13 protein-coding genes are annotated in these 14368 nt (G+C 39.0%); 11 read left to right on the forward strand and 2 right to left on the reverse strand.

Going from position 1 to position 14368, the window contains the following annotated elements:
- The 5 genes from LKW28_RS17430 (at nucleotide 1) to spo0A (ending at nucleotide 5876) form a co-directional block, all read left to right on the forward strand.
- The gene (locus tag LKW28_RS17430) at nucleotides 1-834 is read left to right on the forward strand and encodes a TlyA family RNA methyltransferase (protein WP_229141701.1); all 834 of its coding nucleotides are present in this window, start codon (nucleotides 1-3) and stop codon (nucleotides 832-834) included.
- 163 nt (nucleotides 835-997) lie between these two features.
- Nucleotides 998-1447, forward strand: a complete 450-nt coding sequence (gene ahrC, locus LKW28_RS17435; RefSeq protein ID WP_229141702.1) for a transcriptional regulator AhrC/ArgR — start codon at nucleotides 998-1000, stop codon at nucleotides 1445-1447.
- 24 nt (nucleotides 1448-1471) lie between these two features.
- Complete coding sequence (recN, locus tag LKW28_RS17440) at nucleotides 1472-3181, forward strand: DNA repair protein RecN (RefSeq protein ID WP_229141703.1); 1710 nt, start codon at nucleotides 1472-1474, stop codon at nucleotides 3179-3181.
- Between the two features lie 209 nt (nucleotides 3182-3390).
- Entirely contained in the window at nucleotides 3391-4680 is a 1290-nt protein-coding gene (spoIVB, locus tag LKW28_RS17445; protein WP_229141704.1) for a SpoIVB peptidase, read from the forward strand.
- 401 nt (nucleotides 4681-5081) lie between these two features.
- Nucleotides 5082-5876: a sporulation transcription factor Spo0A gene (spo0A, locus tag LKW28_RS17450; RefSeq protein ID WP_229141705.1), complete on the forward strand. Its 795-nt coding sequence runs from the start codon at nucleotides 5082-5084 to the stop codon at nucleotides 5874-5876.
- 91 nt (nucleotides 5877-5967) lie between these two features.
- On the opposite strand, the gene LKW28_RS17455 is transcribed toward spo0A, so the two are convergent.
- On the reverse strand, nucleotides 5968-6111 hold the full coding sequence (locus LKW28_RS17455) for a YycC family protein (protein WP_229141706.1): 144 nt from the start codon (nucleotides 6109-6111) through the stop codon (nucleotides 5968-5970).
- 67 nt (nucleotides 6112-6178) lie between these two features.
- On the opposite strand from LKW28_RS17455, the gene LKW28_RS17460 reads away from it, so the two are divergent.
- Nucleotides 6179-6907 carry a glycerophosphodiester phosphodiesterase gene (locus LKW28_RS17460; protein ID WP_229141707.1) on the forward strand — a complete coding sequence of 243 codons (729 nt, stop codon included), beginning with the start codon at nucleotides 6179-6181 and terminating at the stop codon, nucleotides 6905-6907.
- A gap of 30 nt (nucleotides 6908-6937) precedes the next feature.
- Here LKW28_RS17460 and LKW28_RS17465 read toward each other — a convergent pair whose 3' ends face one another.
- A complete protein-coding gene (locus tag LKW28_RS17465; RefSeq protein WP_229141709.1) occupies nucleotides 6938-7201 on the reverse strand; it encodes a DUF2627 domain-containing protein in 264 nt (87 codons plus the stop codon).
- A gap of 375 nt (nucleotides 7202-7576) precedes the next feature.
- Here LKW28_RS17465 and LKW28_RS17470 point away from each other — a divergent pair, with 375 nt between their 5' ends.
- From LKW28_RS17470 to lpdA, 5 genes are all read left to right on the forward strand, one after another.
- Nucleotides 7577-9298, forward strand: coding sequence for a sigma-54 interaction domain-containing protein (locus tag LKW28_RS17470; RefSeq protein ID WP_229141711.1), 1722 nt, complete (start codon nucleotides 7577-7579; stop codon nucleotides 9296-9298).
- 166 nt (nucleotides 9299-9464) lie between these two features.
- A complete protein-coding gene (yqiS, locus tag LKW28_RS17475; protein ID WP_229141712.1) occupies nucleotides 9465-10370 on the forward strand; it encodes a phosphate butyryltransferase in 906 nt (301 codons plus the stop codon).
- 36 nt (nucleotides 10371-10406) lie between these two features.
- Entirely contained in the window at nucleotides 10407-11504 is a 1098-nt protein-coding gene (gene bcd / locus LKW28_RS17480; protein ID WP_229141714.1) for a Leu/Phe/Val dehydrogenase, read from the forward strand.
- 275 nt (nucleotides 11505-11779) lie between these two features.
- Nucleotides 11780-12889, forward strand: a complete 1110-nt coding sequence (gene buk / locus LKW28_RS17485; protein ID WP_229141715.1) for a butyrate kinase — start codon at nucleotides 11780-11782, stop codon at nucleotides 12887-12889.
- A 25-nt stretch (nucleotides 12890-12914) separates the two neighbouring features.
- Nucleotides 12915-14336 (forward strand): dihydrolipoyl dehydrogenase, encoded by a 1422-nt coding sequence (gene lpdA, locus LKW28_RS17490; protein ID WP_229141716.1) that lies wholly within the window; start codon nucleotides 12915-12917, stop codon nucleotides 14334-14336.
- Nucleotides 14337-14368: the final 32 nt, after the last annotated feature.

Consider the following 14368-nt stretch of genomic DNA (forward strand, 5'->3'; position numbering starts at 1 on the left):
ATGGGTACAAAAAAAGAAAGACTCGACGTTTTATTAGTTGAACGTGGCTTGATTGAAACAAGAGAAAAAGCAAAACGTTCCATCATGGCTGGTCTCGTCTATACAAATCAGGAACGACTTGATAAACCTGGAGAAAAAGTAGAAATTGATATACCTCTTACTGTTAAGGGAAACGTTATCCCTTATGTAAGTAGGGGTGGGTTGAAACTCGAGAAAGCCTTAAAAGTTTTTGATTTAAATATTAAAGATAAAATCATGATTGATATTGGCTCCTCGACTGGCGGATTTACGGATTGTGCGCTTCAAAATGGCGTTAAGAAGTCATATGCCCTAGATGTCGGGTATAACCAGCTTGCGTGGAAGCTTCGTCAGGATGAACGTGTAGTCGTGATGGAAAGGACCAATTTCAGGTATGTGACTCCCGCAGACCTCCAAAGCGGTTTACCTGAGTTTGCAACAATTGATGTGTCCTTTATCTCATTGCGCTTGATATTACCTGTGTTAAAAACACTTCTCGTTCCTAACAGTGATATTGTGGCTCTTGTTAAACCGCAATTTGAAGCAGGGAAAGAACAAGTTGGCAAAAAGGGGATTGTTCGTGATCCGAAAACGCATGAGGCTGTGCTGACGCATATTATCGAATTTTCCTTAAAGGAAGGGTATGATTGCATCGATTTATCATACTCGCCTATTACTGGCGGAGAAGGAAATATCGAATTTTTACTTCATTTACGTTGGAATGGACCCGCAGAAGTTGGGGAAAACAAACTCCCTGTTAGTGAACAAGAGATTGTTGAAAGTGCACATGCAAACTTAAAGAATGATAAATCATAAATGTTAAGGGGATAGCCATTGCGCTGTCCTCTTTCTTCGTTAAATAAATTATTACCTCTCTCGCATTGTTAACCTTAAAATCAGTAAAAAAAATGTACAATCTTGTCAGAATCGGCTAACATAGGAGGTAATATAACACGTTTATGAGAGAGAGGAATACATGATGAATAAGGGTCAACGACATATTAAAATCCGTGAAATCATTACGAGCAATGATATTGAAACACAGGATGAAATTGTTGATATTTTAAAAAGTGAGGGGTACAACATCACCCAAGCAACCGTATCCCGAGACATAAAAGAACTCCATTTAGTAAAGGTTCCGATGATTGATGGTCGTTATAAATACAGTTTACCAGCAGACCAACGTTTCAATCCGCTTCAGAAGCTTAAGCGTTCATTGATGGATGCTTTCGTAAAGATTGATTCAGCAGGCCATATGCTTGTGATGAAAACCCTTCCGGGGAATGCAAATGCGATTGGTGCATTAATCGATCATTTAGATTGGGAAGAAATTTTAGGGACAATTTGTGGAGATGACACCTGCTTAATCATCTGTAAAACTCCGGAACAAACCGAAATTGTGTCTAAACGATTCCTAGACATGCTGTGACAGTGAAATAAGGAGGTGCAGGAATTGTTAGCAGAATTATCAATCAAGAATTTCGCCATTATTGAATCACTTTCTGTATCATTAGAAAAAGGTTTAACGGTCCTGACTGGTGAAACCGGAGCGGGGAAATCCATCATCATCGATGCGATTCATTTATTGGTGGGTGGCAGAGGATCCGCAGAATTTGTCCGCTATGGGGAAGAACGTGCAGAAATTGAAGGTCTTTTTTTAATAGAAGATGACACTCATCCATGTTACGCAAAAGCTGAAGAGTTCGGAATAGAAATTAGCGAGGGAATGATTGTCTTACGAAGAGATATTTCAAAATCAGGAAAAAGTGTTTGCAGGATTAACGGTAAACTCGTTACGATTGCTATTCTCCGTGAATTTGGGAGAACTTTAATCGATATTCACGGCCAGCATGAACACCAGGATTTGATGAATCAGGAACGGCATATCGATATGCTTGACCAATATGGCGGAGATTCGATTAAACAAGCATTACATGAATACCAAGCGGTTTATAAGAGTTTTTTAAATATAAAGCAACGGTTAAAAAGCTTTAATGAAAATGAACAAGAGATGGTACATCGCCTTGATTTAATCCAATTTCAATTAAATGAGATTGGAAAAGCAAAACTAAAGCCGAATGAAGATCTGGAACTAACCGAGGAAAGAAGAAAGATTTCAAATTACGAAAAGATCTTCAAAGCCCTTCAAAATAGCTATAACGCGCTTTATGGAGACCAAAAAGGTCTTGATTGGGTTGGACTGGCTATGAATCATTCCGAAGATGTCATGGATATTGATAAAGAATTAAAGAACATTCATGAAATCATCTCCAACAGCTTTTATCAATTGGAGGAAATTTCCTATAAAATACGTGATCAGCTGGATGAATTGGAGTTTGATCCTGAAAGACTGGACTTTATCGAAGGCCGTTTAAATGAAATCGCTCAGTTAAAGCGAAAATATGGACAATCAGTTGAAGAAATTCTAGAATATGCAGCAAAAATTGAGGATGAGGTTGACACGATTCAAAATCGAGAGCAGCATATTGGGAAGCTAAAAGAAGAGCTTGAATCCATTCTGGAAGATGTAAAGCTTGAGTCTGAAAATGTTTCTCAGCTTCGAAAAAGGCTTGCAAAAGAGCTTATTGCAAAAATTACGAGGGAATTGAAAGACCTTTATATGGAAAAAGCGAAATTTGATATTAATTTTTTTGAAGAATCACCTATTAAATTCACTTCAAATGGGAAAGATGATATTGAATTTTATATTTCGACGAATCCTGGTGAACCACTAAAACCATTAGCAAAGGTTGCTTCTGGCGGGGAACTATCAAGGATAATGCTGGCAATTAAAAGTATTTTTTCAAAACACCAAGGTGTTACCTCCATTATTTTTGATGAGGTTGATACTGGTGTAAGCGGTCGTGTAGCACAAGCGATTGCTGAAAAAATTTATGGAGTATCTGTTGGCTCTCAGGTTCTATGTATTTCACACCTTCCGCAGGTTGCGGCAATGGCTGATACCCATTTATTTATAGCGAAGGAAACGATACAAGGAAGAACGACAACGTCAGTTACCCCGTTAGATGAGACCGAGAAAATAAAGGAAATTAGTCGTATGATTTCGGGCGTTGAAATTACCGATTTAACGAAAGAACATGCAAAAGAGTTGTTAACCCTTGCAAAAGAAAGCAAACTTGCACGACAAATGGTAAATCACTAAATGCAGATTAGCTTTATACAAAGTTAAGAGCGATTTTTATTTGTAATGCTATCCAAAATGGGTAGCTTTTTTAATCTCTAAGTTGTTATAAATGTGACCCCGAAAGGCCAAATTAAAGAATGTAGCCATAAAATTTCGAGAGCAAATTCGCTAAGGCGCATTTGATTAGGAATATGGCGTGGGATAGGAGCGAGGAGAGTGAAAAGTAAATGAAGACAGATAAAATTAGATATATAATTGGTACATTTCTCCTTGTTTCATTAATGGCTTTAGGGTTTTACAAGCCGCTTAAAGAATATATAGAAATTCCTAAACACCTTACTCTATTTGAAGGTCAAGATTTCACAGTCCAATCCTCATTACCAGTCACCACATCTATTCAGGATTCCAATTTTGCTTTTTCATCAGCAGCCCGGGATCAACAGATCTCAATAGCTGCCAATGAAAATGGTGAAGGTGAGATGATGGTTGAATTTGCTGGTATTCCAGTTAAAAAGGTAAATGTTAATGTATTATCTGACTTTAAGGTTATACCTGGAGGTCAATCAATTGGGGTGAAACTCAATACCCTTGGTGTGTTAGTTGTTGGTCACCACCAAATTGACACAGATGATGGAAAAAAGTCCCCAGGTGAAATTGCTGGAGTACAGGTTGGAGACATCATTAAAGAGATCAATGGTAAAAAAATTGAAAAAATGAGTGATGTAGGACCATTTGTTCAAGAATCCGGTAAAACCGGTGATCCATTAAACCTGGTAATTGTTCGAGACAACGAGGATATTAATGCGAAGCTAATGCCGCTAAAAGATAAGAATGATGAGGCATATCGAATTGGTCTCTATATACGCGATTCAGCTGCCGGTATTGGGACGATGACCTTCTACCACCCTGATACGAAAAAATACGGGGCATTAGGCCATGTAATCTCTGATATGGATACGAAGGAGCCAATCGTTGTATCTGATGGCCAAATTGTAAGATCCACGGTTACTTCTATTGAAAAGGGAAGCAATGGTGATCCTGGTGAAAAGCTTGCGCGTTTTTCAGCAGATAAGGAAATCATCGGGAACATTAAACGAAATAGTCCGTTTGGCATTTTTGGTGAGTTAAACAAACAAGTGAATAACGGCATAATGGATAAGCCGCTTCCAATTGCACTTTCACATCAAGTAAAGCCTGGACCTGCAAAAATTTTGACAGTTGTAGAAAACGACAAGGTTGAGGAATTTGATGTTGAAATTGTGAGTGTTGTTCCTCAAAAAATTCCTGCGACAAAAGGAATGGTTGTTAAAATTACGGATAAACGCTTATTAGATAAAACAGGTGGTATCGTTCAAGGGATGAGCGGCAGTCCTATCATTCAAGACGGTAAACTAATTGGAGCAGTGACACATGTATTTGTAAATGACCCGACAAGCGGATATGGTGTTCATATTGAATGGATGTTAAGTGAAGCGGGTATTGATATTTATAAAAAGGAACAAAAAAAGGCGAGCTAACAGCTCGCTTTTTTCTTGTCTAGCACAAGCGCCTAGCCCCTCGAGGTCACAAGCTAATCGCTTCGAAAAGGCAAAGAACGCCTTTTTGTCAGCGCTCATCTTGTGCTTGTCGGGGCTGATCAATGCGCTTGCGCTTTTCTTTTAATATTTTCTATCGCCAAATGTTCATGGAGATTATATAATAAAATCAAATAAAGATTTTTCGACAAAACCGAAATTTCATCAATAATTTATGGCGTAATTAGTCGAATACTTAAGTATAATGGAGAATAATTTATTTTTCAATAAATTTTTCCTATTTTTTTAAAAAAATAGAGGAATTCTTATTGCATTGTCGAATTCTTTCTTTAGAATAAGAATATATACAAATTTTCTGGATTTAAGCTTGAGGAGGAAATAATTTGAAGAAAATACAAGTTTGTGTGGTTGATGATAACAGAGAACTGGTAAATTTACTTGACGAATATTTATCTAGCCAAGATGATATAGAAGTCTTAGGTGTAGCTTATAATGGCCAGGATTGTCTTAACATGCTTCAGGATAAACAGCCGGATGTTCTGATTTTAGATATTATTATGCCTCACCTGGATGGCTTAGCTGTTTTAGAAAAGTTACGCGAATTGAATCTTGAAAAACAACCCAATGTCATTATGTTAACAGCTTTCGGTCAAGAGGATGTGACGAAAAAAGCCGTCGATTTAGGCGCAGCTTATTTTATTTTAAAGCCATTTGATATGGAAAACCTTGCAGATCGCATCCGTCATGTAAGTGGAAAGACTGCTCCAGTGATTAAACGAAATCAATCCAATCCAATTGGCCGTACACAGCCAGAAAGCAGCCCGAAAAACCTAGATGCGAACATCACAAGTATTATTCACGAAATTGGAGTTCCTGCGCATATTAAAGGATATTTATACTTAAGAGAAGCAATCTCAATGGTATACAATGATATTGAATTATTAGGATCCATCACAAAGGTTCTTTATCCGGATATCGCAAAGAAATTCAATACAACTGCAAGCCGCGTTGAGCGTGCGATTCGTCATGCCATTGAAGTTGCGTGGAGCCGTGGCAATATTGATTCTATTTCTAATCTTTTCGGATATACAGTAAGTATGTCAAAAGCAAAGCCTACAAATTCCGAGTTTATCGCAATGGTCGCAGATAAGCTTCGTCTTGAGCACAAGGCTTCTTGAGAGGGTAAGAATTATTAGTTGAACTCATACTTCATATTAAAATACACCGCTAATCACGTAAGCGGTGTATTTTTTGCTATTTATTTTCTTCTTATTTCTCTTCTTCTCTTTTCTCGAGTTCCATCATTTTTTGAACAAGAATATGCTGAGGCATATGCATAATTTGTTCAATTGGGACATTTAATGCTTTAGATAAACGTAATGCTGTTTCAGCAGAAATTTGCAAAGGTCTCATATTTTTTTCTCCCTTAAATAAAATTAATCTATAATGGAAGTATACCAAAAAAAGGAGATTATCAATGATGAAAACGAAAATTTTTGGGCATAGGGGTTCGGCCGGAACGCACCCGGAAAATACAATGATTTCGTTTAAAGAAGCAGCAAGAGTCGGTGCTGATGGAATTGAATTAGATATTCAGATGACGAAGGACGGTGTCATTGTTGTCATTCATGATGAAACCGTCAAACGAACAACGAATGGAAAAGATAAGGGTTGGGTTAAGGATTATACATTAAAACAACTCAAAAAAATGGATGCAAGCTATAAGTTTAAGGATCAGTACGGAATATGCGAAATTCCGACACTTGAAGAGGTGTTTGATTGGGCAAAATCAAACCAGCTGCTAATTAATGTTGAATTTAAAACCGGACTCGTCGCTTATAAGGGCATAGAAGAGAAAACCTTGAAAATGATTAATGACTATGGACTTGAAGACCGAATTGTTTTATCCAGCTTTAATCATTATAGTTTAGTGAAGTGTCGACAACTATCAAGTACAATTGATTTGGCAATTTTGTATATGGAAGGTCTTTATGAACCTTGGGATTATGCAAAACGCCTTCATACAAATGGAATCCATCCATATCATCAAACAATTAACAAAGAAATCGTTGATGAATCAATACGTAATGGAATTGCGGTTCGTCCGTTTACGATCAATGATGAGAAAAAAATGAAGGAATTCATTGATTATGGTTGTTCTGCAATTATTACAGATCATCCGAAAATGGCCGCAGCTTTGATTAAATAGACAAAAATAATCCTGCTCAAAAAAGCAGGATTATTTATTTTGCTCTCCAGCTGGGGAGCTTTCTTTATTAAATTTGTCTTGAACTTTATTTCTTTTACGATCGCGATGGAGTATGAAACCACCGATAAAGGATAAACCGGCCAGGAAGAAAATTAGACCGATAATAGCTTGAAGAATTAAGTTTGGAATCGGGCTGTGTAACACACCAAAAAACATATCCCTCATAAATTTAATCCCAACCCCAGCAATGATTCCGGGTATTAAGAGCACGATAAGTGCTAGTATACGCTGCATATTAAAAATTCCTTTCAAGTGGTTGTTCAAAAAGTCCGGTAAAAATGACACATCGAATTTCTTTGTTGGCTTGCTTTTCCGTTCCTTGGAAAAGAAAACCACTTTTCCGGCGTGCAAGATCGTCTGCTCACGTATTAACAGCATACGTTCCGCTACTCAAAGCTGCACCGCCTAGAACTTCTTGGTCCTTTTTATCCTCCTTTTGAACACGTACTTCAAATAAAACTGCCTACTTTTAATTTAAGCTATTAATAAAATTTGTCAAGATGGAGGTTTCAGGTTATTATAAAGGTGTGCATTTTTTTGCAAAGGGAATACTGAGGGTATGTAAAATATTGCAAAACCCTACTTTGCGATTGGGAGGTGTCTTTGGTTATGCAGAAAGTTATGGTCGATTTGATCTTAGATTCAACCCATGATGGAATGGTTGTCATTGATATAAATAGCCAAGTCATCTTATTAAATAATAGTGCATCAAGGATGATTGGTGTTGCGAAGGAGGAAGCAATCGGTAAGCATGTTTTCGAATGCATTCCGGAAAGCCGATTACCTGAAATTCTTTCAACAAGGGCGATTGAAGTTAACCAGGAATTTGTTTTGAAAAATGGACGAAAAATCATTACAACTCGAATACCGGTGGTTAATGAATCAGGAATGCTGCTAGGTGCATTCGCTGTTTTTAAAGATATTACTGAAGTTGTAGAGCTTGCTGAAGAAATTACAAATTTAAAAGAAATACAAACCATGCTTGAAGCGATTATCCAATCCTCTGATGAAGCTATTTCTGTTGTCGATGAGGATGGACGCGGAATCTTAATAAATCGTGCATACACCCGAATAACGGGTCTTGAAAAAGAACAAGTCATCGGAAAGCCTGCAAATGCTGATATTTCCGAAGGAGAAAGTATGCACATGCAGGTGTTGAAGACGAGAAGACCTGTTAGAGGGGCTCGAATGAAGGTGGGTCCTTACAAAAAAGATGTGATCGTAAATGTTGCGCCAGTCATAGTGGATGGCAGGCTCAAAGGGAGTGTCGGAGTCATACACGATGTGTCTGAAATTAGCCAGCTTACATCTGAATTGAATCGGGCTAGACATATCATTCGGTCCCTTGAAGCAAAATACACATTTGATGATATCATTGGTTCCTCAGAAGAAATGGAATTTGCAATTGAACAGGCAAAACTTGGAGCAAAAACTCCAGCTACTGTTTTACTTAGGGGAGAATCTGGGACAGGCAAGGAATTATTTGCACATGCTATACATAATGAAAGTAAGCGAAAATATAACAAGTTTGTTCGTGTCAACTGTGCTGCGATCTCAGAATCACTTTTAGAAAGTGAGCTTTTTGGGTATGAAGAAGGGGCTTTTTCAGGAGCAAAGCGCGGTGGAAAACGAGGCATATTTGAGGAAGCGAACAATGGCAGTATTTTCTTAGATGAGATAGGGGAGCTGTCATTAAATACTCAAGCAAAATTACTTAGAGTTTTGCAGGAAAGAGAGATAAGACGAGTCGGGGGAACGAAGTCGATTCCGATTGACGTACGAATTATTTGCGCTACAAATGTAAATTTAGAAAAAGGAATTGGAAATGGGACCTTTAGAGAGGACCTCTACTATCGTATAAATAAAATTCCCATTCAGATTCCATCACTGCGAATGAGAAAACAGGATATCCATCCACTCGCAGAGCATTTGCTGCTTAAAATTAATCAGGATTATGGGCGGACGGTTGAAGGATTAACGGAACAAGCAATTCATTATTTATATGGTTATGATTGGCCTGGTAATGTTAGGGAGCTTGAAAATGTGCTTGGCAGAGCCGTAATCTTTATGAACTATCAGGAAAGACTAATTGATGTAAAGCATATCCAGCCACTACATCAAAAAACGGAAAAAGCGCCTGATCGTGATCCATTACCAGAAGCTGAAATTAAGGATGTTCCTTTATCCGATTTAGTGGAAAAATATGAAGCAAAAGTTATATCAGAGGTATTGGAGTTAAATGGCGGAAATAAAACGGCTGCTGCCAAATCATTAGGGATATCACTAAGAAGTCTATATTATAAGCTGGAAAAATATCAACTTGCAAATTAGAGCACGCAAATAATTGCAAAAAATGCAAGATGTTGCAAGGTATTTTCGGAAAAAGTAATCCAAATAAAGCGCTTTCAATTATTTTATGTTGGCACGATAATTGCATGAATAAATAGTGTATAAAACTAAGTGAAGGGGACTTTGATTAAAAAGAAGGTAAAGTCAGATGAAACTAATGAATCTTATCAATAATGCAAAAGCTCAAACCCAGGTTACCGTTGCGGTAGCAGCTGCTGAGGATGAAGAGGTCCTTGAAGCAGTTGTCGAAGCCGTTAGTCACGGGCTTGCCCGTTTCTTATTGTTTGGTAATCGAGAAAAAATTGACCAAATCCTATCTGGAATTAGAGGATTTTCAGCAGGGCGTGAAGCACTGAATGTCGTACATTCACCCTCGCAGGAAGAGTCAGCAAAGGATGCTGTAAAAGCAGTTCATTCTGGAGAAGCAAATGTATTAATGAAAGGGAATATCCCAACATCAACTATTTTAAGTGCTGTGTTGCATAAAGAATATGGACTGCGTACTGGGAAAGTTCTATCACATGTTGCAGTCTTTGAAGTCCCTGATTATGATCGCTTTGTCATCGTAACAGATGCAGCGATGAACATAGCGCCTGGGCTTCAGGAAAAGGTGCAAATCTTAAACAATGCGGTCAAGGTAGCAAATGCAATTGGGATAAACATGCCAAAAGTAGCGCCGATTGCAGCTGTTGAGGTTGTAAATCCAGCGATGCAAGCAACACTAGATGCGGCTGTTTTAACCCAAATGAACCACCGTGGCCAAATTCAAAACTGTATCGTTGATGGACCATTAGCACTTGATAATGCTATTTCAACTCATGCAGCTGAGCACAAAGGAATCACGAGTGCAGTAGCTGGACAGGCTGATATTTTGCTAGTTCCAGCAATTGAAGTTGGAAATGCATTATATAAATCATTGGTTTATTTTGCCAAAGCAGAGGCAGGGGCGATTATTGCAGGTGCGTCTGCACCAATTGTTTTAACTTCTAGAGCTGACACTGCAAAAAGCAAATTATACTCATTAGCATTGGCAGTATGTACTGCAAACAAATAATCATTAATTAGTCAATCTTGGGGAGGAACTAACACAATGGAAATCTTTTCTTACATGGAAAAATTTGATTATGAGCAATTGGTATTCTGTCAGGACAAACAATCCGGTTTAAAGGCGATTATCGCTATTCACGATACAACATTAGGCCCGGCACTTGGTGGAACTCGCATGTGGACATATGCTTCAGAGGAAGCAGCAATTGAGGATGCTTTAAGACTTGCAAGAGGAATGACCTATAAAAATGCAGCTGCCGGATTAAATCTTGGTGGAGGAAAAACAGTTATTATCGGTGATCCGCGCAAGGATAAGAATGAAGAAATGTTCCGGGCATTTGGACGATATATTCAAGGACTTAATGGACGTTATATTACAGCTGAAGATGTGGGTACAACTGTTGCTGATATGGACATTATCCACGAAGAAACTGATTTTGTAACAGGGATTTCACCTGCGTTTGGATCTTCCGGAAATCCTTCTCCAGTAACAGCATTTGGTGTATATCGCGGAATGAAGGCAGCAGCCAAAGAAGCATTTGGATCTGACTCACTCGAAGGTAAGACAGTTGCTGTTCAAGGAGTCGGAAATGTAGCGTACACACTTTGTAAATACCTTCACGAAGAAGGCGCAAATTTAATTGTAACTGATATCAATAAAGAAGCTGTTGATCGTGCTGTTAGAGATTTCGGAGCGAAAGCAGTAGACCCCAACGAGATTTATAGTGTGGATTGTGACATTTATGCTCCTTGTGCACTAGGTGCAACAGTAAACGATGAAACGATTCCCCAATTAAAAGCAAGAGTTATTGCGGGTTCAGCAAATAATCAGCTAAAAGAACCACGTCATGGTGACATGATTCATGAGTTAGGAATTGTTTATGCTCCCGATTATGTGATTAACGCTGGCGGGGTTATCAATGTAGCAGACGAATTATATGGATACAATCAAGAGCGTGCGCTTAAGAAGGTTGAATCGCTTTACGATACCATTGAAAAAGTCATTGAGATCGCAAAAAGAGACGGAATTCCAACCTATCAGGCTGCAGACCGTTTGGCAGAAGAGCGCATTGAGAGAATGAGAAATTCAAGAAGCCAATTTTTACAAAACGGGCACCACATTTTAAGTCGCAGGAAATAAGAAAAGCGCAAGCGCCTTGGGAGTGGAACATCGACTAACTACTGCCACGTCCTGTGGCAAACATCGATGTCAGCACATCCTGTGCAAGTCCGACAAGCACAAGACGAGCGCTGATAGAAGGCGTTCTTTGCCTTCAGAAGCGATTGGCTTGTGACCTCGAGGGGCTAGGCGCCGGAGCTAGACATTAAAACTGAACGGAGAATGTGGGAAAGCTGACTAAGCTTTTCCTCATTTGTCCAACCGTAGGACTGGATCTAGTACTGGAGGTTTCAATATTGCTTGACAAAGAATACAGGATTCTCGTTATTAATCCAGGATCAACATCAACGAAAATCGGCGTCTATGATAATGAACGTTCTGTTTTTGAAAAGACAATTAGACATGACCGATCAGAATTAATGGCATATGACAATATTATCGATCAATATGAATTTCGAAAAAAAACCATTCTAGAAACACTCGATAATGAGGGTATAAATATCTCAAAATTAAATGCTGTTTGCGGTAGAGGTGGCTTACTAAAGCCGATACAAGGCGGGACCTACAAAGTAAATGATGAAATGCTTCATGATTTACGAATTGGTTATGCAGGGCAACATGCCTCTAATCTTGGGGGTATTTTGGCATATGAAATTGCATCTGGGTTAAATATTCCGCCATATATTGTCGATCCCGTCGTTGTTGACGAACTTGAGCCGATTGCTAGAATTTCAGGATTTGATTTGATTGAGAGAAGGAGTATTTTTCATGCTTTGAATCAAAAGGCAGTTGCAAGAAGAGTTGCAAAGAATCTTGGGAAAACCTATGAAGAAATGAATTTAATCGTGACCCATATGGGTGGTGGAATTACAGTTGGTGTTCATAGACGCGGTAAAGTGATCGACGTAAATAATGGGTTGCATGGTGACGGACCATTTAGCCCAGAACGAGCTGGGACGGTTCCTGCAGGGGATTTAATCGACCTTTGCTTTTCTGGTCAGTACTTCCGTGAAGAAATTATGAAAAAACTTGTTGGTCAAGGCGGATTAGTTGGTTATCTTGGGACAAATGATGCAATAGAAGTTGAAAAAATGATTGAAAATGGAGACGACAAGGCCCGTTTAGTCTACAAAGCAATGGCGTATCAAATATCCAAAGAAATCGGTGCAGCGAGTGCAGTCCTATCAGGACGTGTGGATGCGATCATTTTAACCGGCGGATTAGCCTACGGAAATGAATTTATCTCTGAAATTTCGAACCATGTCAATTGGATAGCGGATGTCATCATCCAACCAGGTGAAAATGAATTGCAGGCATTAGCAGAGGGTGCATTACGTGTGCTTCGCGGGGAAGAGAAGGATAAAGAATACCCCGGTAAGCAACTCTGGGCCCCTGTCTTAAAATAAGTGGAATTAAGAAGGTGAGCAGGTCATGTCAAAGGAATACGATTTAGTCATTTTGGGCGGCGGTACCGGCGGGTATGTTGCTGCCATTCGTGCATCACAGCTTGGACTGAAAGTGGCAGTTGTAGAAAAAGGAAAGCTTGGCGGTACATGTTTGCATGCGGGTTGTATTCCAAGTAAAGCTCTTTTAAGAAGTGCTGAAGTGTATGCAACAACGAAGAGAAGTGAAGAATTCGGTGTCATCACGAAGGATGTTTCACTCGATTTTTTAAAGGTCCAGGACCGGAAAAATAAAATCACTGAACAGTTATATAAAGGTGTTCAACATTTAATGAAACAAGGAAAAATTGATGTAATTGAAGGCTTCGGACGAATTTTAGGACCGTCTATTTTTTCACCGATTCCTGGAACTGTTTCAGTTGAAATGAACAATGGAGAAGAAAATGAAATGCTGATTCCGAAAAACGTCGTCATCGCAACAGGATCCAGACCGAGGTCTTTACCTGGACTCGAAATTGATGGGGAATATGTGTTAACTTCTGATGAAGCACTACAAATGGATTCTCTTCCAAAGTCTATTATCATCGTTGGGGGAGGCGTGATCGGAATTGAATGGGCATCTATGCTTCATGATTTTGGAGTAGAAGTAACCGTGCTTGAGTATGCAGATCGGATTCTGCCGACAGAGGATCATGAAATCTCAAAGGAAATGCAGCGTTTGCTAAAGAAAAAAGGCGTAAAGCTTGTCACTGGAGCGAAAGTCTTGCCTGAGACCCTTGAAAAGGGGGAAGGGATTACGATCCAGGCTGAGCATAAAGGTGAAGCTAAATCTTTTTCAGCTGAAAAGGTGCTTGTATCTGTCGGTCGACAAGCAAATGTTGAAAATATTGGTCTTGAAAATACGGAGATTGTTTTGGAAAAAGGATATATTACAACAAATGAATTTTTCCAAACAAAGGAATCCCATATTTATGCGATTGGTGATGTAATTGGAGGTTTCCAGCTTGCACATGTAGCATCACACGAAGGGATCGTCGCAGTAGAGCATATTGCAGGTGAAAATCCATCACCAATTGATTATTCGCTCGTATCTAAATGTGTATACAGTAGTCCTGAGATTGCAAGTGTTGGTTTTACAGAAGAAGAAGCAAAAGAAAAAGGATTTACTGTTAAGGTAGGTAAGTTTTCATTTAGAGCAATCGGGAAGGCGCTTGTATTTGGTGAGTCTGATGGGTTTGTCAAACTTGTGGTTGATCAGGCAACTGATGATTTACTAGGTGTTCATATGATTGGACCGCATGTGACAGATATGATTTCAGAGGCGGGTTTAGCGAGAGTACTAGATGCAACTCCTTGGGAGATTGCACACACGATCCATCCGCATCCAACATTATCTGAAGCAATTGGGGAAGCTGCCTTAGCTGTTGATGGTAAGGCAATCCACGCATAAATTATTCGCTTCATTAATATTTTTTAATATAG

Origin of the sequence: Bacillus sp. REN16 (assembly GCF_020731355.1) — a bacterium.
Taxonomy (GTDB): domain Bacteria; phylum Bacillota; class Bacilli; order Bacillales; family Bacillaceae_L; genus Ferdinandcohnia.

What these genes read in the sequence shown, in the direction of transcription:
- LKW28_RS17460 (WP_229141707.1), top strand. Translation starts at nt 6,179, where the DNA reads ATGAAAACGAAAATTTTTGGGCATAGGGGTTCGGCCGGAACGCACCCG.
- yqiS (WP_229141712.1), top strand. Translation starts at nt 9,465, where the DNA reads ATGAAACTAATGAATCTTATCAATAATGCAAAAGCTCAAACCCAGGTT.
- LKW28_RS17465 (WP_229141709.1), bottom strand. Translation starts at nt 7,201, where the DNA reads ATGCAGCGTATACTAGCACTTATCGTGCTCTTAATACCCGGAATCATT.
- ahrC (WP_229141702.1), top strand. Translation starts at nt 998, where the DNA reads ATGAATAAGGGTCAACGACATATTAAAATCCGTGAAATCATTACGAGC.
- LKW28_RS17470 (WP_229141711.1), top strand. Translation starts at nt 7,577, where the DNA reads ATGCAGAAAGTTATGGTCGATTTGATCTTAGATTCAACCCATGATGGA.
- LKW28_RS17455 (WP_229141706.1), bottom strand. Translation starts at nt 6,111, where the DNA reads ATGAGACCTTTGCAAATTTCTGCTGAAACAGCATTACGTTTATCTAAA.
- lpdA (WP_229141716.1), top strand. Translation starts at nt 12,915, where the DNA reads ATGTCAAAGGAATACGATTTAGTCATTTTGGGCGGCGGTACCGGCGGG.
- spoIVB (WP_229141704.1), top strand. Translation starts at nt 3,391, where the DNA reads ATGAAGACAGATAAAATTAGATATATAATTGGTACATTTCTCCTTGTT.
- LKW28_RS17430 (WP_229141701.1), top strand. Translation starts at nt 1, where the DNA reads ATGGGTACAAAAAAAGAAAGACTCGACGTTTTATTAGTTGAACGTGGC.
- bcd (WP_229141714.1), top strand. Translation starts at nt 10,407, where the DNA reads ATGGAAATCTTTTCTTACATGGAAAAATTTGATTATGAGCAATTGGTA.